The 20524-nt window shown below is 38.5% G+C and carries 15 protein-coding genes, 1 rRNA gene and 1 pseudogene; 8 read left to right on the top strand and 9 right to left on the bottom strand.

Translation table 11 applies throughout. The annotated features are described in order from the left end of the window. The first annotated feature begins 9 nt into the window (after positions 1-9). From DS885_RS14210 to hslU, 7 genes are all read left to right on the top strand, one after another. Positions 10-717 carry an HAD-IA family hydrolase gene (locus tag DS885_RS14210; protein WP_113820080.1) on the top strand — a complete coding sequence of 236 codons (708 nt, stop codon included), beginning with the start codon at positions 10-12 and terminating at the stop codon, positions 715-717. 95 nt (positions 718-812) lie between these two features. Continuing rightward, a complete protein-coding gene (gene uvrD, locus DS885_RS14205) occupies positions 813-2978 on the top strand; it encodes a DNA helicase II (protein WP_113820079.1) in 2166 nt (721 codons plus the stop codon). A gap of 206 nt (positions 2979-3184) precedes the next feature. Next, positions 3185-3640: a hypothetical protein gene (locus tag DS885_RS14200; RefSeq protein ID WP_113820078.1), complete on the top strand. Its 456-nt coding sequence runs from the start codon at positions 3185-3187 to the stop codon at positions 3638-3640. A gap of 128 nt (positions 3641-3768) precedes the next feature. Beyond that, a complete protein-coding gene (argS, locus tag DS885_RS14195; protein ID WP_113820077.1) occupies positions 3769-5517 on the top strand; it encodes an arginine--tRNA ligase in 1749 nt (582 codons plus the stop codon). A gap of 2 nt (positions 5518-5519) precedes the next feature. After that, positions 5520-6044: an SPOR domain-containing protein gene (locus DS885_RS14190; RefSeq protein ID WP_113820076.1), complete on the top strand. Its 525-nt coding sequence runs from the start codon at positions 5520-5522 to the stop codon at positions 6042-6044. 139 nt (positions 6045-6183) lie between these two features. Continuing rightward, positions 6184-6732 carry an ATP-dependent protease subunit HslV gene (gene hslV / locus DS885_RS14185; RefSeq protein WP_113820075.1) on the top strand — a complete coding sequence of 183 codons (549 nt, stop codon included), beginning with the start codon at positions 6184-6186 and terminating at the stop codon, positions 6730-6732. Positions 6733-6740: 8 nt separating this feature from the next. Further along, positions 6741-8087, top strand: a complete 1347-nt coding sequence (hslU, locus tag DS885_RS14180) for an ATP-dependent protease ATPase subunit HslU (protein ID WP_181817774.1) — start codon at positions 6741-6743, stop codon at positions 8085-8087. A gap of 103 nt (positions 8088-8190) precedes the next feature. Here hslU and DS885_RS14175 read toward each other — a convergent pair whose 3' ends face one another. The 8 genes from DS885_RS14175 to DS885_RS14140 all read right to left on the bottom strand — a co-directional run bounded on the left by DS885_RS14175 (position 8191) and on the right by DS885_RS14140 (position 18765). After that, positions 8191-8724: an MltR family transcriptional regulator gene (locus tag DS885_RS14175; protein ID WP_113820073.1), complete on the bottom strand. Its 534-nt coding sequence runs from the start codon at positions 8722-8724 to the stop codon at positions 8191-8193. 52 nt (positions 8725-8776) lie between these two features. After that, positions 8777-9919 (bottom strand): mannitol-1-phosphate 5-dehydrogenase, encoded by a 1143-nt coding sequence (locus DS885_RS14170; RefSeq protein ID WP_113820072.1) that lies wholly within the window; start codon positions 9917-9919, stop codon positions 8777-8779. A 78-nt stretch (positions 9920-9997) separates the two neighbouring features. Continuing rightward, positions 9998-11896: a PTS mannitol transporter subunit IICBA gene (locus DS885_RS14165; RefSeq protein WP_113820071.1), complete on the bottom strand. Its 1899-nt coding sequence runs from the start codon at positions 11894-11896 to the stop codon at positions 9998-10000. A gap of 634 nt (positions 11897-12530) precedes the next feature. Continuing rightward, positions 12531-13343, bottom strand: a complete 813-nt coding sequence (gene phnE, locus DS885_RS14160) for a phosphonate ABC transporter, permease protein PhnE (protein ID WP_113820070.1) — start codon at positions 13341-13343, stop codon at positions 12531-12533. Continuing rightward, positions 13331-14119 (bottom strand): phosphonate ABC transporter, permease protein PhnE, encoded by a 789-nt coding sequence (phnE, locus tag DS885_RS14155; protein WP_113820069.1) that lies wholly within the window; start codon positions 14117-14119, stop codon positions 13331-13333. Before phnE (DS885_RS14155) ends, phnE (DS885_RS14160) begins: the two co-directional genes overlap by 13 nt. Further along, the gene (gene phnC / locus DS885_RS14150; RefSeq protein WP_113820068.1) at positions 14119-14898 is read right to left on the bottom strand and encodes a phosphonate ABC transporter ATP-binding protein; all 780 of its coding nucleotides are present in this window, start codon (positions 14896-14898) and stop codon (positions 14119-14121) included. Before phnC ends, phnE (DS885_RS14155) begins: the two co-directional genes overlap by 1 nt. Before the next feature lie 8 nt (positions 14899-14906). Beyond that, on the bottom strand, positions 14907-15848 hold the full coding sequence (phnD, locus tag DS885_RS14145) for a phosphate/phosphite/phosphonate ABC transporter substrate-binding protein (RefSeq protein ID WP_113820067.1): 942 nt from the start codon (positions 15846-15848) through the stop codon (positions 14907-14909). 595 nt (positions 15849-16443) lie between these two features. Further along, positions 16444-18765, bottom strand: coding sequence for a hypothetical protein (locus tag DS885_RS14140; protein ID WP_113820066.1), 2322 nt, complete (start codon positions 18763-18765; stop codon positions 16444-16446). A gap of 235 nt (positions 18766-19000) precedes the next feature. Between DS885_RS14140 and DS885_RS14135 the strand changes: the two are divergent. Further along, positions 19001-19786: pseudogene (locus tag DS885_RS14135) on the top strand (helix-turn-helix domain-containing protein). Positions 19787-20274: 488 nt separating this feature from the next. Here DS885_RS14135 and rrf read toward each other — a convergent pair. Further along, a 5S ribosomal RNA gene (gene rrf / locus DS885_RS14130) occupies positions 20275-20390 on the bottom strand. Between the last annotated feature and the right edge of the window lie 134 nt (positions 20391-20524).

Below are 20524 nucleotides of genomic sequence, written 5' to 3'. Positions count from 1 at the left end.
GGATAACCGATGATATTTTATAAAACACTCCGTCCATTTAAAGCGATTAGCTTCGACCTTGATGATACTTTGTATGACAACGAACCGGTCATCAAAAAAGCAGAACAACAATTTTTAGCCTACCTTAACAACACCTATGAAAAGTTAGCTGAGCTAGATGAAAGAAGATGGAATCTATATAAAGCATTAATGGTTAAAGAAGATCCAAGCTTAAAGCACGATGTCACTGCATGGCGAAGAGCTGCGATTCAACGAGTGATGATAGTACATGGTATCGCACCTGTTCATGCTATTACTTACTCAGAAACAGCATTACAAATCTTCATAGCATTACGCAGTGAAGTTAATGTACCGAATCAAAGCATCGAACTATTACAACAACTTGCTAAGCACTACCCTGTAGTAGCCATCACCAACGGCAATGTTGATGTTGAAAAAATAGGGCTACAGGATAAATTCCAGTTTGTTTTAAAAGCGGGTAATGGTTTTAAAAGCAAACCTGATATTGCCTTGTTTCAACAAGCTGCGGATCAATTAGGTATTCAGATCAGCGACTTATTACATGTTGGTGATCACCTAAATAGTGACGTATTTGGTGCGCAACAGCACGATGCTCAAGCGGTTTGGTTTAATCCTCAAGGGTCTGCCCTAAATGGAGCAAAACTGCTACCGACTATCGAAATGACTGATCTCCAAGATCTCCTCAAGTTGTTATAAAGACACACAACATATACGCCGAAACATAGATCATTCACATTTAATCTATGTTTCGGTATAGTTCTTATCTACTGAATAAATAAACAGGCTTTTCTATGGACGTATCTTACCTAATCGATGGTTTAAATGATCATCAACGCGCAGCGGTTTCTGCACCAGAACAAAACATGCTGGTATTAGCAGGCGCAGGCAGTGGTAAAACACGAGTATTAACCCATAGAATCGCTTGGTTAATGCAAGTAAACCAGATTCCAACTTACGGCATTTTAGCGGTAACCTTTACCAACAAAGCAGCCAAAGAGATGCGTGGACGTATCGCTGATATTTGCCCACAACAGATTGGTAGTATGTGGATCGGCACCTTCCACGGAATAGCACATCGTTTATTACGCTTGCATTATCAAGAAGCAAAATTACCAGAGCACTTTCAAATTATTGATAGTGACGATCAGCAAAAGATGATCAAACGTATCATAAAAAGCCTAGATCTTGATGAAAAGTACTACCCACCTAAAGAGCTACAGTGGTACATCAACGATAAAAAAGATGAAGGTTTACGCGCGAAACACATCGACCCTGGGTTTAGTTTACAAGAGAAACAACGTTTACAGGTTTATCAAGCCTATGAAGCTGCCTGTGACTTAGCAGGATTAGTAGATTTTGCAGAGCTATTATTACGCGCACATGAATTATTGTTACATAACTCAGCCCTGTTATTACATTACCAACAACGCTTTCAGCATGTATTAGTAGACGAATTCCAAGATACCAATAAATTACAATATGCTTGGTTAACGCTATTAACAGACAATGGTAATTACTTAACCATTGTTGGTGATGATGATCAGTCTATCTATGGCTGGCGTGGCGCTGATATTGAAAACATCCAACGTTTCTTAAAAGAGAAAAATTCACCGGTTACCATTCGTTTAGAGCAAAATTACCGTTCAACGGGTCATATTCTAAAAGCCTCTAACCAGTTGATCCAAAATAACAGTGATCGATTAGGTAAAGAACTTTGGACCAGCGGTGAAGATGGTGAACCCATTTCCATTTACAGTGCGTTTAATGACTACGATGAAGTACGTTATGTGACGAGCCAACTACAAACCTGGAAAAACGCTGGTAATAAGTTAAGTGAATGTGCGATTTTATACCGCAGTAATGCACAATCTCGCTTATTTGAAGAACAGTTAATGGCGCAGCAGATCCCTTACCATATCTATGGCGGACAACGCTTCTTTGACCGTTTAGAAATTAAAGACAGCATTGCTTACTTACGTTTAATGAATAACCATCAAGATGATGCCGCCTTCGAACGTATTGTTAACAAACCAAAGCGAAAAATTGGTAATACCAGCTTAGATAAAATACGAATTTGTGCTCGTGAGCAAGGTTATACACTATGGCAGGCGAGTCAGCACTTAATAGAAAATAACTTACTCAGCGCCGCTGCAAAATCATCATTAAACGGTTTCTTAACCTTAATAAATCGTTTTAAAGAAGAAACATCAGAATTACCGTTGTTCCAAATAGTGGATCACGTCACTCAACATTCTGGTTTAGTGGCGATGTTTGAGGCTGAAAAAGGGGAAAAATCACGTAGCCGAATTGAGAATTTACAAGAGCTCGTTTCTGCTACTAAAGCTTTTGTTATTCCTGAAGAAGAGCAAGAAATGGAAGAACTTACTGCCTTCCTTGCTTATGCAGCCTTAGAGTCAGGCGACAACCAAGCTGATGAGTTTGAAGATGCTGTGCAATTAATGACGATGCACGCAGCCAAAGGTTTAGAGTTCCCACAGGTATTTATTGTTGGTGTTGAAGAAGGTATGTTCCCAGGCCAACAATCAGCAACCGATGAAACACGTATGGCAGAAGAACGCCGCCTATGTTACGTCGGTTTGACGCGCGCTATGATTAAATTAACTTTGTGCCATGCTGAAAGTAGACGTTTATACGGACAAGAGAAGTTTCATGCTCCATCACGTTTCATTAGTGAGTTACCCGATGAAAATGTAGATTATGTGCGTATGAAAACTCAAGTACGTCGAGCTGAGCCTAAAGTCCAACAACCTAAACTCTCTATAACACAAGATATTCAAGGCTTTAAGTTAGGCCAACAAGTAAGACATGCTAAGTTTGGTGAAGGAACTATCACCGCGCAAGAAGGCAGCGGAGAGAACAGCCGTTTACAAGTACACTTTATGGGTGTGGGTAGCAAATGGTTAATGACGACTTATGCCCGTTTAGAAGTCATTTAATTTCCATCAGCAAAAAATACCAACATATCTAGATTGATAAGGTTTTCTTTAGTTAAGAAAACCTTTTAGTTACTTACCCTGTTTATAAAAAGCATAACACATCACATATCCAATATAACTTCTCGCTTAATCCTTAAAACTCGCTATGATAAGCAAGTTCTGTTTGTTTTTTGAACAGCACAAGGAGTAAAATTCAGGAGGTTGTTATGCGCGTGAAACTGATCAAAGATTTTTTACTATACATTGAAGATTGTCATAAAGCATTAGCCGAGCTTTACCAAAGGTTAAGCCTTGAAGCCAACGATGAAAAGGTAAAGCTCTTACTAGAATATATGAAAAATAAAGAACAACTCTCATACTGCCACCTACACCAATATGTTCAACAAGCGCCATTGAGTTTATTAAATGCCTGGTTAGAAGACATATTCGACCAAAGCTTCCCACAGCGCTGTAAAGAACTTAAGTTTCAACCTGAATTAGCCTTAGAAGATGTTGTCACGCTAGCCATTCAATTAGATATGCAACTCATTGATGCGATGCAAGCTGCCGCTATCAATAGCAGTACACCTGAAGCAGAAAGTGCATTAGAAGGATTAACGTCACAAGAAGAAGAGATGCTGTATCAGGTAGTGATGGCCAGCCATGAGTTTGAATATATTTAAAAGCGTTGTAAATTTAATCATTATTTTAACTTTTAAGGTGTTGAACTGAATTAACTTCCTAGTCTTCACCTTAGATAAACGGTAGAATCTCACTACTTTATTTGTCCGAATCAATTAGTGAGTTATACATGAAAGCATTAATCCAAAACCTACTTGAACAAGCAGTGGCTTCTTTACAAGCGCAACAACTTTTACCTGCCGATGTTCAACCTCGTATCGCTATTGATCGCACTAAAGACAAATCACACGGTGACTTTGCTAACAACCTTGCATTGATGCTAGCAAAACCAGCTAAACAAAACCCACGTGCATTAGCTGAGTTAATAGTAAAAAACTTACCCGCTTCTGAGTTAGTGATTAAAACTGAAATCGCTGGCCCTGGTTTTATCAATTTTTTCATCAACCCTAACTATTTAGAAAAACAAATAGATAGCGCGTTTTCTGATTCACGTTTAAACGTTGAATTAACAGAAACACCACAAACGGTGGTCATCGATTACTCTTCACCTAACTTAGCAAAAGAGATGCATGTTGGTCATTTACGTTCAACCATCATCGGTGACTCAGTAACCCGTACCTTAGAATTTCAAGGACATAAAGTGGTTCGTCAAAACCATGTAGGAGACTGGGGAACGCAGTTTGGTATGTTGCTCGCTTACATGGAAGAGTTACGTGCTAAGGGTGAAGAGATCAACAAAAATCTAGCCAATCTGGAAGTATTCTACCGTGCAGCTAAAGGTCGTTTTGACGAATCAGAAGAGTTTGCTAATCGTGCACGTGACCTAGTGGTTGCGTTGCAAAGCGGTGACTCGGAATGTTTAGCACTATGGAAAGAGTTTAAAGAGATCAGTATTTCTCACTGTCAAGAAGCCTACGAGCGCATGGGTGTGAGCTTAGGTTTAGATGATGTTCGTGGTGAAAGTGCTTATAACGATGACCTAGCACAAGTCGTAGCAGATTTAGATAGCAAAGGTTTATTGCAAGAAAGCCAAGGTGCAAAATGTGTTTTCCTAGATAACTTTAAGAATAAAGAAGGGGAACCATTACCAGTTATTATCAAGAAAAAAGATGGTGGTTTCTTATACGCCACTTCTGACTTAGCCGCTATCCGTTACCGTCAATCAGCGTTAAATGCTGATCGCGTATTATATTTTGTAGATGCACGTCAAGGTTTACACTTCCAACAAGTATTTGAAGTTGCTCGTTTAGCTGACTTTGTAAAAGTGGGCACTTCTCTTGAACATATGCCTTTTGGTACAGTAATGGGAGAAGATGGCAAACCATTCAAAACACGTGCGGGTTCAACACCTAAATTAGCTGATTTATTAACAGAAGCTGAAGAACGTGCTTACGAGTTAGTGAAAGAGAAAAACCAAGATATGGCAGAGCAAGAGTTACGTCATATTGCCTCTGTAGTGGGTATTTCATCGGTTAAGTATGCCGACCTTTCTAAAAACCGTACCAGTGATTACACCTTTAGTTTCGATAGCATGTTGAGTTTTGAAGGTAATACAGCACCGTACCTACTATATGCTTACACGCGTGTCGCGAGCATCTTTAATAAAGCAGGTATCGCGATTGATAGTATTACCGCTGACGTGACGTTCACTGAAGAAAAAGAGAAAGACCTCGCTAATAAATTAATGCAATTTAATGAAATCATTAATCAAGTAGGTAAACAAGGTATGCCGCATTACCTATGTGCTTACTTATTTGAATTAGCAGGTTTATTCTCAAGTTTTTACGAAGCTTGCCCGATTCTAATCGCCGAAAACGAAACACAAAAACAAAGCCGTTTAAAACTAGCAGGGTTAACAGCAAAAACCTTACAACAAGGCCTCGCATTATTAGGCATTAACACATTGGAACGCATGTAAAAATGCCAAGAGTCACACGTAGAAAACCCGCTAAACGGGGCGCAACTAAAAGAGGTAATACGCGTAAGCAAACTAAACAAGGGTTTCCTTATATTGCCTGCTTTATTGCCATTTTATTGATCGCGTTTATTAGCTACTTTGTATTTGCGGTTGATAAACCACCCGTTGTACAAAAACAGACCACTAAAAGTACGGCAAAAACCGAAGAAACACTGCCGGAGATGCCACAACCTAAGTGGGACTATGTTGATATTTTAAAAACCAAAGAAGTGAAGGTTGATATTCCGGTTGAAGAAAAACCAACTCGACCTTATCAAATGCAATGTGGTTCATTCAGAAATCAGAGTGATGCTGAGTCGCTGAAAGCCAAAATTGCTTTCCAAGGTTTAAACAGCATAGTGAAAAAAACTGGTAACTGGTACCGCGTTATTTTAGGGCCATACGAGCGTAAACGTCTGGCTGAAAAACAACGTCACCAATTACAGCGCGCAAAAATTAATGGCTGCCAAATCTGGTTTTGGCGTTAAACATCAAAAAAGGAGAACTTAGGTTCTCCTTTTCTTTATCTATTTCCCTTGAATTCAATAAAATCTGCCCCACCTTATAGATATCAAGCCTGCAAAAATGGCATCTTCATTTATTTAATAAACAACAAAAGGTATCAATATGACTACTATTGTTTCTGTACGTCGCGGTAATCAAGTGGTTATCGGTGGTGATGGTCAGGTATCACTTGGTAACACGGTAATGAAAGGTAATGCACGTAAAGTACACCGCCTGTACAACAATCAAGTCATTGCTGGCTTTGCTGGCGGTACTGCGGACGCCTTCACTCTATTAGAGCGCTTTGAAGCAAAACTACAAGCTCACCAAGGTAACTTAGAACGCGCAGCGGTTGAACTAGCAAAAGACTGGCGAACGGATCGTATGCTAAGGAAATTAGAAGCATTACTGGCGGTGGCTGATAAAAAGCACTCTTACATTATTACTGGTAACGGTGATGTAGTAAGACCTGAAAATGACTTAATTGCCATTGGCTCTGGCGGTAACTTTGCACAATCAGCTGCAATGGCTTTACTAGAAAATACTGAATTATCTGCACAAGATATTGTTGAAAAATCATTAACAATTGCCGGTAACATTTGTGTATTTACCAATTCAAACCAAACTATCGAATGTATTGATACAGATACCGACGTAGCTACTACAAAATAGGATTTATGATGACTAACAATATGACTCCACAACAAATCGCGCAGGAATTGGATCGCCACATCATTGGCCAAAGTAAAGCAAAACGTGCAGTCGCTATCGCATTACGTAATCGCTGGCGCCGTATGCAATTGAGCGAAGATATTCGTCATGAAGTAACGCCTAAAAACATTTTGATGATCGGTCCAACAGGGGTGGGTAAAACTGAGATTGCTCGCCGTTTAGCAAAACTGGCTAATGCCCCTTTTATCAAGGTAGAAGCGACTAAATTTACGGAAGTTGGTTACGTTGGTAAAGAAGTAGAAAGTATCGTTAAAGATCTTGTTGAAGCTGCAATCAAAATCACTAAAGAGCAAGAATTAGCAAAAGTAACAGCTAAAGCGGAAGACTTAGCAGAAGATCGCATATTAGATATTCTTATTCCACCAGCTAAAACAGCAACAGAATGGGACGTAAATAGCTCTGAAGTTGCTGAAGAAGGTCCAGCTAGACAATCTTTTCGTAAAAAATTACGTGAAGGGAAATTAGACGATAAAGAAGTAGAGATTGATGTGCCTGCACCACAAATTGGTGTTGAGATTATGGCTCCTCCTGGTATGGAAGAGATGACTAACCAGCTACAAGGTATGTTCCAAAACCTAGGTAACAAAGGTGAGTCTAAGAAACGCATGATGAAAATTAAAGATGCGTTAAAAGCCTTAGTTGAATCTGAAGCATCAAAACTGCTTAACCAAGAAGACTTAAAAGAGAAAGCGATCTACGCTGCAGAAAATAACGGTATCATCTTCATCGATGAGATCGATAAAATCTGTAAACGTGGTGAGTCATCTGGACCAGATGTATCACGTGAAGGTGTACAACGTGACTTATTACCATTAATTGAAGGCTCAACAGTACAAACTAAACACGGTATGGTGAAAACTGACCATATGTTATTTATCGCTTCTGGTGCGTTCCAAGTAGCTAAACCTTCTGACTTGATCCCTGAGTTACAAGGTCGTCTACCTATTCGTGTTGAGTTAGAAGCGCTACGTGAAGAAGATTTAGCGCGTATCCTAACAGAGCCAAAAGCATCACTGAGTGAGCAATACCAGGCGTTACTTGCAACAGAAGGGGTTAGCATCAACTTTACTGAAAGCGGCATTAACAAGATTGCTAAATCTGCATGGCAAGTAAATGAGACCACTGAAAACATCGGTGCACGTCGTTTACATACCTTGATGGAACATATTATGGATGAACTTTCATATGAAGCCACAGAGCGTTCAGGAGAGTCGATTACGATTGATGAAGCCTACGTTGCCAATATGCTTGATGAAGTGGTTCAGGATGAAGATTTAACACGTTACATCCTATAAAGACCAACTATAACTTAATACTTAATTAAGTTATAAAAAAGCCCCTAATAACTTAGTTATTAGGGGCTTTTTACTATCAGATAAGAAATACTATGATCTTCGTTTAAAACGGGCTTTCTTTATTTAAGTTTTCACAAAGCGAGATAATTTCCAACGCTAAGGAGGATTTAATCACCTGTTGTTGTCTCTCTAATTGCATTTTATGAAAGATTAAATCTATATCATCTTGCGTTGCTTTGACTGCATCAAAAATCGCTAGATTCATGTTTTTAGATAGATGTAATGACTTAATCGCTTCTGCGATAGGGGCATCAGTAAAATGGTAATCAGCGCTATCGTTACTCAGTAAGTTTTTCAGCTTAATAAGGCTCTCTATATCTTGATAAACAAGATGGGGGATCGCCCCTAACCCGAATAATAACTTTAAACGAACTGATAACTCACCAAGTGGACCAGAATTAGTTAATAATGGGCCAACAACAGATTGCACAGCAAAATCATCTTTTAAAAAAATACGTTCAATTAATGCTTGTATAAGCTGTTCAAAAATATCAACAGTAGAGATAAAAAAGCCGCGAGCTGTCGCACTTTCATTTAAACATTCTAGTATTTCATTTTCTTGTAGTTGTTTCGACATAAGCTCAGCTAATTAGGGTTATGTGGGACAATTGCCCCACATAACTGTTTTATTAAGCCATTGCTAGAAATAGCTTCTCAATCTTGATTGCTTCAGCACTATCTTCTGCTAAACCAGTGTATTTAGACAATGTTGCTAAGAATCCAATCTCTTGCAGAGACGCTTGTAGCTCGATTGCTTGTGGGTCATCGCTGTTTGTATATTTAAATGCAGCAGCAATACCTTTTAACAACATATCATTCGCTGTCGCGTACTCAATGGTGCCTAATAGCGGTTTAACTAGACGATCGTTCTCACCTAACTTACGGATTGGTTGACGACCTACGCGGTCAATTTCATCATGTAAGAATGGGTTAGCAAAACGACCAATGATTTTTTCAATGTAAGCGTTATGTGCTTCGCGCTCAAAACCGTAACGGTTGATCAGTACTTCACCACTTTCTTGCATCGCTTGTTTAACTTGCGCACAGATAGCTTCGTCATCAATCGCATCTTTTACTGTTGCGTAATCAGCTAATGCACCTAAGTATGCAGTCATGATATGACCAGTATTTAAGGTAAATAATTTACGCTCAATAAATGCCATTAGATTGTCAGTTTTTTGCATACCTTCAATCACAGGAACTTCACCACGGAACTGTTGTTCATCAACAATCCACTCACTGAAGCTTTCTACTGTCACTTCTAGCGGATCATCTGATTCTGAAGGTGGGACAATACGGTCTACCGCTGAATCAACAAAACCAACTAAACGTTCTGCTTGTGCATGATATTTTTCATCTAAATGTTTGAATACTTCAGCTTTTAAGAAGCTAGTACCACGAATCATATTTTCACAAGCAATGATATTTAAGAATGCTTCATTGTTTGCTTCAAAACGCATCGCTAGGCCTTCTGCTAACTTGCTTGCAATAATAACTAATACGTTTGGACCTACCGCTGTTGTGATAAGGTCTGTTTCGCTAATTAAGCCTACTAGGTCATCGCTAGTAGAGTTGATTGCGTTTACGCCTGAAACAACTTCTGTTTTACATTCTGCGCCTACTACTTTCACATTGTATGTATTCAATGAGTTTAGTAAGTTGATCACTTTCTCATCAACATCTGCAAATGTTACTTTGATTCCTGCATCTGCTAATAGTTTGCCAATAAAGCCACGACCAATGTTACCCGCGCCAAAATGAATTGATTTCATTGTTTTTTCCTTCTTTTTAAGAATATTTAACGAAAAAACGCCGGTAAAGACCAGCGTTTTAATTTAAGCCAGAGCTGACTAACTTAATATACTTAATACTTTTTGAACATCATTACTATTGATCAATGTTTCGATAGCTTCTTCATCATCTAATGCATTAGTGATGGTTGTGATAACACTAATGTGCTCATCATTTTTAGCCGCGATACCGATAACTAGTTTAGCAATGTCATCTTCGTCATCACCGAACAGTACACCTTCAGAGTATTGACATACAACGATACCCGTTTTGATTACGCTTTCTTTAGCTTCAATTGTACCGTGTGGAACCGCAATTGATTCACCTAGGTAAGTTGTAACTAATTTTTCACGCTCAAACATACCTTCGATGTAAGCTGGTTCTGCATAACCTAGTTTAACTAGTTGCTCACCGGCGAACTGGATAGCTTGCTCTTTGTTTTCAGCTTTAAGGCCAAGGTGGATGTTTTCAGCTGTTAGCTCAAACACTGGCTTCTCTGTAGACGCTTCTTCAACAACTGGCGCAGCAGCAGGTGCAGCAACAGGCGTATCAGATGACGCGATGATTTCAGATACTAATCCATCATATAACGTGCTGTCTAAGAAGTTAGTTAGTGATAAGTGCTTAGCTTGACCAGCATGCTTAATTGCACGAGGCGTTAAGTCTTTATGTGTAATAACGATATCAACATCACCTGGCAGGTTGTTAATCGCACAGTTAGTTACACTAATATCTAGACCTGCAGATTTAACTTTCTTCGCTAATAAGCTTGCGCCCATTGCACTAGAACCCATACCTGCATCACAAGCAACAATAATTTTGTTTACTTTACCCATGTCAACGTCAGCACCGCCTTGTGCAGCAGCTGCTGGAGCGTTTTTCATGTTTTTCATTTGGTTAGAAGCTTCAGCAAGTTTATCACCTTCATCTTCACCTAAATCTTTTTGTGTTTTCATTAATACTGAAGCAACAAGGAAAGATACAGCGGCAGATGCAACTACTGATAACACAACACCAATTAGCGATGCTTTAGGTGTTAATAGTAAGATTGCGAAGATAGAACCTGGAGATGCTGGAGATAATAGACCCGCATTGAATAGTGTTAGCGTGAATACACCAGTCATACCACCTGCGATAACAGCAAGGATTAAACGTGGGTTCATTAACACGTATGGGAAGTAAATCTCATGGATACCACCGAAGAAGTGAATGATAGATGCACCACTTGCAGTTTGTTTAGCAGTACCTTTACCAAATACCATGTAAGCAAGTAATAGACCTAGACCAGGACCTGGGTTTGCTTCGATAAGGAAGAAGATTGATTGACCTAGTTCTGTAGACTGCTGAATACCAAGTGGCGAGAAGATACCGTGGTTAATCGCATTGTTTAAGAATAGGATTTTAGCTGGTTCAACGAAGATTGAAGTCAGTGGTAATAGACCTGCTTCAACTAGGAAGTTAACGCCTGCAGCTAGACCTTCAGAAAGAACGTTTACAGCTGGACCAATCAAGTAGTAAGAGATGATCGCTAAGATCATACCGATAATACCTGAAGAGAAGTTGTTTACTAGCATTTCAAAACCGCTTTTCACTTTACCGTGAACCGCTTTATCGAATTTGCTAATTGCGTAACCACCTAGAGGACCAACAATCATCGCACCTAGGAACATTGGAATTTCAGTACCAACGATAACACCCATTGTAGTGATAGCACCAACAACCGCACCACGATCACCACCGATTAATTTACCACCTGTATAACCAATTAATAAAGGAAGTAGGAACTTAATCATTGGACCTACTAATTGAGACAATTGCTCATTAGGGAACCAACCTGTAGGAATAAAGAGTGCAGTAATAAAACCCCACGCGATAAACGCACCAATGTTTGGCATAACCATATTTGATAGGAACCTACCAAAGTTCTGTACTCTGATTTTAGCTTCGGATGATATCATTTCATTTCCCCGTTCATTTTGTTATTAATAATGTTAATTAACAGTCCGTTAAAACTGCGGTATTTAGGTTTGATACAATTAATTTAGCACATAAAAAGAAATATAGAATAGCCACACAATTGCTGTGAAGATGATCACTAAAAGCTCGGCAACTGCCCTACTTTTGATACATAAGTCACTTAAATTGGGTGTACTATTGTTACAAATTGTAAATATAAAAATTCACGCACTAAAAACAGTGATTTTAATCACGTTTAGCATGCGGGGAAAATATCACAAAAGAGACGTATGTCTCATTAAATTATGCAATAAATCCGATTACAATTAATTAGAGTGATGTAGATCTCTTTATTTTCACTGAATTCTTAAACTTGTAATTTTATTACAGGTAATTTGACTGGTTACAAAACGTAACATTTAACAGAAAATACAAATCACAATAACTTATTAACCCCTTTCAACTACTGACTTCATTACATTTTTATGACATAAAATTTCTATCCAATATGACTAATAAAAACCAATAACAGAAGAAAATAAACAGTAATCTGAAAAATTGAAAAGTGGATGTAAGAAGTGAAAAAGCCGTCTAGTCGTCATGGATATGAAATAAATAAACTAGGCGGCTAATTAGTTAACCAATTAATAATGCCCTTACCTTGGCAGATAAAAACTCAGACACAATCACAGTGGCGAGTATAACCACTATAATTAACGTTACCTGTGGCCAAGCTAATACATTTAAAGATGATGAGAGGAATAGACCAATACCGCCTGCTCCCACTAACCCTAGAATCGTTGATTCTCGAATATTAATATCCCATCTGAAAATAATTACCCCTAAGAAAGCCGGTAACACTTGCGGAATAATCGCGTAGTTAATCACTTGAAAGCGTGAGGCACCAGTAGACTCAATCGCTTCCACACTAGTGGCATTGATCTCTTCAATACTTTCATAAAAGAGTTTGGCAATAAAACCAACTGACCTTAACCCTATCGCTAATACTCCAGCAAGAATGCCAGGGCCTAATATCATAACTAATAACAGCGCCCAGATTAGCGAGTTAATAGAGCGTGATGCCGCAATAATAAATAAGGCTATAGGTCTAACAAATAATACCGAGGGTGTGGTATTGCGCGCCGCTAAAAATGCCACAGGTAAAGCTATGATTAACCCTAATAAAGTCCCTAAGGTAGCAATATTAATGGTATCCCATAACGCTTTATACAGCTTATTAATATAAAACCAATCAGGTGGGAACATGCGACTAACCAAATCTGCCCCTTGTTCTGGCGCATCATAAACAAACTCCCAAATAGTATCTTTATTCATGATTGACCAGCAATAAACGGTTAACAATGCTAAGACAAAACAAGTACCCCATACAAGCCAGTTTTTGCGTCGAATATTCGACTGCCATAATGTATGTTGTGTTAACTGATCCATTTTCTAATCCACCCTGAAAGGTATTCGCAAATCATCACTATAATGATAATCAACAATAGAATTGCACCTGCTGAATCATACTCATAGCGATCAATGGCTGTATTTAATGTAGCCCCAATACCACCTGCTCCAACAATCCCAATCACCGCAGATTCTCGAAAGTTAATATCAAAACGATAAAAAGATAAGCCAACCATACGTGGCATAACCTGTGGCCAAATAGCCATATGGATGCTTTGTAACCATGAAGCGCCTGTAGATTTGATCGCCTCTAATTGTTTACGGTCAATCCCTTCAATCTCTTCGGCAAGTAATTTCCCCAAAAAGCCAATGGTTGCGTAGGTTAATGTTAAAAACCCAGCAAAAGCACCAAAACCAAATAGCGCAACGAGGAAAATAGCAACAATCACCTCTTGCATTGAGCGGGATACTGCAATGAAAGCACGACAAAATAAGTAAATAGGCTTAATTGATATATTACGAGCAGCCCCAATACCAAATGGTATTGATAACAATATCCCAGCAACCGTTGAGGTAACGGTAATCGTTAAACTCTCTAATATTCCAGCATAAATATCATTAGATCGAGTGATAAAGTCTGGATGTAAAAAGGCTGATAAAAAGTTCGATCCCCTTTCTAAGCCTTCATAGACTCGTGTCCAGTTAACATCGATACTACCAATACCTATCACTAGATAAACAAAAAACAACAACCAAAGTGATAAGCGCCAAAACTTACTGGCAACAATATAATGTGGCCTTTCCCAGTGACGCATCAATCATCCCCTTTATCTTGTTGCTCATCTGCAGGTTGCCAATCTTCATCACCATAAATGCGAGTTAATACCTGTTCATTTAACTCACTTGCCTGACCATCGAATACGATATCACCACCTTGTAAACCAATGATTCGGTCAACAAACTGCATCGCTAATGGCACATCGTGGATATTAATAATCGCAGGTAAACCTTTTTCACGACAAATAGACTGGATCAAGCGCATGATCTGACGTGAAGTTTTAGGATCTAAGCTCGCTGTTGGTTCGTCCACTAATAATAAACGAGGATCTTGTGCTAACGCTCGCGCAATACCTACCCGTTGACGCTGCCCTCCCGATAATTCATCCGCACGTTTATTAGCATGATCAATCAAACCAACGCGTTGTAAATAATCGAATGCATTATCAATATCTTTTTGCGGGTAACGGCGGGTAAAGGATTGCCAAAAAGACAAATAACCAAGACGCCCCGACAGTACGTTTTCCATCACACTTAATCTTTCAACTAATGCATATTCTTGGAAAATCATGCCAATGTAGCGTCTTTGCTGACGAATCTTTTTAGGAGATGCCTCACTAAGGTTTGTGCCATCTAAGGAGATACTCCCCGAAGAGGGCTTAATCAAACGATTAATGCAGCGAATTAAGGTCGACTTACCAGCGCCACTTGGTCCAATAAGCCCTACAATCTGCCCCTCTGGAATTTCAAGATTAATATCGTTTAATACCAAGGGGCCTTTTTTATATTGTTTTTTTAAGTGTTCAATTTTAAGCACAAGCTTTCCTATTGACAGGTGTAAGATACACCGTTTGCTGTATCGATTTTGCGAATAACTTCCCACTCGCTTTTGAAAGTAATAGGTAAGAATTGTCCTTCTTTACTAAACTCTTTTTGCAGCTTGCTACCTTCCCAATTAAAAGTGAAAAAGGCTTCTTTAATTTTTGCTTGTAACTCAGGAGTTAAGTTATTTGCAACACCATAACCCGTAGTAGGGAAAGTCTGAGATTTATAGATAGATTTGATTTGCGACTGGTTGATAACATCGCGAGAAATCATTCGTTTCAATACAGAGTTAGCCACTGCCGCTGCAGGATAATCTTTATGCGCAACGCCTAGAATAGAGTTATCATGTTTGCCTGAAAAAACAGGTTCAAAATCACGATCAGCAATTAAATCGAAATCTGCTTTTAAAATAGCAGAAGGTGCTTTAAAACCTGAATTAGAAGTTTGTGAAGTAAAGGCTAATTTATTGCCTTTAATATCACTTGGAGTATCAATGCCTGAATTTGGATAAGTGATAATTTCCATCTCATAACCAAAAGAGCCATCTTTTGCTGCCATCATAGTAAAGGGACGGAAACCAGCACAAGCAACCGCTAATGGGTTAGAGCCAGTGTTAAAACCAGCAACATGTAAACGACCAGCACGCATAGCTTCTATTTGTGCTGCGTTGGATTGAACGGGGAAAAATCTTACTTTTTTACCAGTCACTTTCTCCATATGTTCTAAAAAACCAGACCAAACATCAGCATAAACCGCAGGGTCTTCAACCGGAGTATAAGCAAATATTAACGTACTTGGGTCTTTTAATTTAGATTTATCGGTAGGGATATCTGCCACTAAATCATTATCATTATCTGTATAACGACTATCCAATGAAAATGCAGCAGAAGCAGTATTAATAGATAATACAGAAGCAGCCACTAAACTAAGAACTCGTTTCATACAAAAACTCCTAACATTAAACTTTAAAAAACAAATAAACTAAACCACTGATTTTATTTACATTAATTTTAATTTATTTAATTATTTTGATAAATTCGTGAAGATATTACTGCGATTATGTGACAGGTATATGAACACCATAAAAACAAAATAGAGCAATAAAAATGTAATAAGGAGCCTTTTAATATAGGAAGATAGAATTAGTTTGAGAGTGGTTTTATACCAATTATATTAAATAAGAGCTCTAAATTTTGCGGAGAAAAAATGACTCAGTTTAAGGCGTGAATAGAGCCTATCGATGATTAACTTCGTTAATCATCTGTCGGAGAGTGAACGAAAAGATATTCATTCCTTAATGGCTGTTCCCTTTGCTAAATTTACAACGAAGAAATAAGTTATTTTAACAAGTAAAGTAGATCAGTTAATTAGTATGATTGGTATTAGATAAGTAATTGTTTCAATAATTAAAATTAGCGGGTTAATTTACCCCTAAAATAGAACAACTAATTTAGGGGCTCTGCATAACAAATATCAAACATAGGAATAAAAGAACAAGGCAACATTTATCTGCTGCCTTATAAGGACAAGTTATTGCTTAAATTGACTTTTGTAACTTGATCTCACCCGGTGCGATAGGAGTTTGAACAGCAGGAATTCGAACAGACTCTGTCCAAGCTTCCGGACTGTCTAATGCGCCAACAGCCTTTACCATACATCTCATATTCTTACCGACATCATCTGCTGTAATTTGGTATTCATTGCTTGCAGTGTAAGTTAATGGGTAGGCATTCGCAAACCAGTAATAACGTATATCGGTAATGTCTACTATATTTGCCTGACAGGTAATAGTGCTTCCTTCTGTTTTATCGCCAGTAATAACTGGTCTACTACTAAATATATCTGGGAGCTCCATGATATTACGGGTTTTTTGTAAAACCTCGATAGAATCAATAGTAAAATCTTCACGGTCTGAACTCGGCTCTCCATCCGATGACCTTAGTGCATAGTCTAATTGTAAGTCTAACCTTTCAAGATAAGTTGGTGGTGTCGAAACTCTGCCTACTTCAACCCATTGATCATTGCCATCGCTATCTTGTATAGTCACATTGATATAAGTAATATCATCATCAACAACAAATTCCCAAGTATGGTATTCACCATCCCAAAACTCCATACCACCTGCAATTTTACTTTTTGCTTCTGTCATTTGACCACTATAGGCTTTATAACTCTTATAGCTTTCTGCACTTTTAGCAAAAATATTATCCACGGCAGCATAATGATAATGAGAGGCCAGCCCATTTAACCAGGTGCCATTCTTACCATCAAATTCAAACCAATCCACTTCAATTCTATTAGCGGTTCGCCAGAATAAAAAGTCAGGGTCATATGACCAAAAAGCAGGGAATAATCCGCCAGCTAAGTCTGCTTGAGCAACTTCGGGGAACATCATTCGAATACGAAATATTTTTGGTCCTTCCCATGTATAACCATAACCCAAGTCATTAACACTATAAAAAGCCGCAGCTTTCCATCTGTCATTAACTTTTAATAAAGAGAGAGACTGCTTTTGTTCAGATTCATCGAATTCATAAACATTCGTTGTATCGTTGGGAGCAATTAAGGTCGCTGAAGCACCAACAGCTGTATTAAAACCAGGCGCAGACCAAAGGTCTGATTCACCACTATAACTGGCTTTTACACGATCATTTCTAAAATCATCATAAAAAACACGTTCAAACCCTTCAACTTCCACTGGAGAACCACCTCCATTTACCTTAACGTCAGTACTATTAATACTTGTTCCCCATGCAGTCCATTGTTCATTATCGTGAATATAACGAGTAGGAAAGTCTTCTTTATCCATGACTGGGTTATTTGATTTGTAAATATGGCTGTTGGGTAAAATAATTGCGCTATTACCATCGTCTAAACGGTGCGCAGCCCACCCTGTCATTTTTCTTACCATTGCTTCGGTTGGTTCAGTTAAACCAAAAGCTAAAGTATCGTATGCCCAAGCCATATTTCCATCACTATCATCCCCTATGTAAGATGAAGTATCATTTCCAATTTCTGAATTAGCATAACGTTCAGGTTGAGTTGACTCGGTAGAAAGGATAACTCCATTCACAGAAGCAAACATTTGCCCATAGCGAATACCAGTAACAACAACATTCCAAGTTTCTCCATCAGCAACCACTGCCGTTTTAGTTGTCATTAATCGTTTATCCAATCCATTCTCGTTTCGCCCAAGGAATTGGATATTTAGTCCAGTGGTTTTGTTATACCAAATTTTAGGAGAAGATTTGTTAGAGGCATTACCTTGGTTTATATCAACCATCACAGTTGTATCATCATCACCCGACTCAGCATCAATACGAAATGTAAAAATAGTCCAACGATAAGCCCATCGAGCTTCACGCTGTCCGCTCATGGTTAGAAACTCACCAGAATTTTCTTTAAATTCAATACCACCATATTCAGTTTCTTTTTCAGGTCGTAAACTAGTTGTTGATTGTGTTGCGTTACGAACACTATTACCTCTTGCACTATGACTGTCTACTTCACCCACCTCTACATCATCTTGAAAATAAGCTGTCATGATCCATTCAGGAAAGAGATTTAAAGCCCATGACACTTTTTCTTCATTACTGGTCACTTCATCTCTAGAGATACGTAATGATAAAGGTAAGCGCCCATCAGTCTGTTCCAATATTGAAACACCACCATCATCATTTGTATCGTAGTTAGCAGATAGTTCTGGGTATTGCTGCTGGAGATAGTTTAATAATGCCTTCCGTTCTTGATCCTCATATAAACCATTCTCATCGATATCAAAATTTATGTTTGTATCTGCAAAACTCAATGTAGATACAATAAAAGAACAACACAGGCTTAATTTAATATAGAAGTTCATGGTTATATTTCCAAGATAAAGGATTTCATTTAAACGATAATCAATATATATAAATACAGACTAGTACCTATTACTTTTAATATCTACTCATTTAGTAATGTAAAAAATACAACGAGATAAAAATATAAAATCAAGATCTATTAAAGATTTGTAAAACCATGCAGTTATACCAATCCGCTTAATTATATGAACGAATATAACTATTGCTCTCATCACTTAATGTTATTTAATGATTATGGAAACCCCTGATTTCAGTTTATTAGCTAAAAGACAGAAAAGTACTCGTATGAGAATCCGACTTTTAGCCTTAGCACATTTTTACGAAGGTCATTCTCGCTATCAAATTGCACAGTGCTTAAAAGTAAGCAGAACAAGTGTTAATAAATGGATCACTCAGTATCATCAAGGTGGAGTTGATGCATTGAATGATAAGATAACAACAGGTAGACCTTTTAGACTATCTGAGCAATAACATAACAAACTTAAAGATTACGTTTCTAACCAAGCTAAAAGCGACGCAGGCGGGCGATTAATAGGCACTGATATACAGACTTTTATTCAAACAGAGTTTGGTTTTGATTATCACTTGGCAATCGTTTACAAATTATTGAATAAGCTTGGTTTTTCATGGATAACTTCTCGATCTAAGTACCCTAAACAATCTCAGGTTATACAAAAAGATTTTGAGTATGCTTATCTATTTGGCTCAGTCTGTATTCTCAGAAGCCTTAGTGATGGCTTATGTTAATAAAGAAGTCATGATGCAGCGGGGTGGCATACAGATGATCTCAAGACAGAGTTCAATAATGTTACCGTCATAAAGATCCCACCATATTCCCCAGAGTTGAATCAAATTGAACAAGTCTGGAGTTGGTTACGCCAACATCATTTAGCGAGTAAACGTTTGAAAGGATATAACACAATAGTAGAAACTGTCTGTAATACTTGGAATGACTTTATTGGTGATAAAAATAGAGTAATGAAAATGTGCCGTAGAGACTGGATGAAACTGACCACTTAATTAAAAGGATTGCTATAATTCACCCCTAGCTATCACACATAAGGTTGGCCACTACGTGGCACTTATTTATCCCATGCTCAAGTCGGCATAAACCCACAGCCAATAACGAAAAAAAACCAGCCTTCTTTCGAAGACTGGGGTTTATCGTTGTTAGGCGCTTGGCGATGGGTGAACATTGCTCATGCCCCATCGCTGTCGCGATATTCCCCCTACTGTCACACTAAAGGAAAGCGACTGCGTCGCTGCTTTGTTTATCCCATGTTCAAGTAGGTCTCCATAAATCAGCAGACATAAAAAAACCCTGTCAACGTGAGTCAACAGGGTTCGTTTAATGAGGCGCTTGGCGATGGAAAGTCGTCGCAGAGCTCCTCCGCTCGTGACCCTTACCTGTCGGTAAACTCGCCCTACTTTCTGCGTAGGCCAGCATAAATCAACACAATTAAAAAAGCCCCACCGGAACTAACCAGTGGGGCTATTTTAAATGAGGCGCTTGGCGATGACCTACTTTCACATGGGGAGACCCCACACTATCATCGGCGCAGCTGCGTTTCACTTCTGAGTTCGGCATGGGATCAGGTGGTACCACAGCGCTATGGCCGCCAAGCATAAATTGTAATTAGGAAAGTGATTTTCTAATGTTCTTGTTTTTTGCTCTATCTAATCAGCACTATGTAAATACGCTATCACAAGCGCTTATATTTTAACGTCTTCTTTGACAATCTTGGTCACATAACAACA

The organism is Psychromonas sp. B3M02 (assembly GCF_003318165.1).
Lineage (GTDB): Bacteria > Pseudomonadota > Gammaproteobacteria > Enterobacterales > Psychromonadaceae > Psychromonas.
Note: the sequence above shows the minus strand (reverse complement) of the source record. Positions and strands in the feature narration are given on the sequence as shown.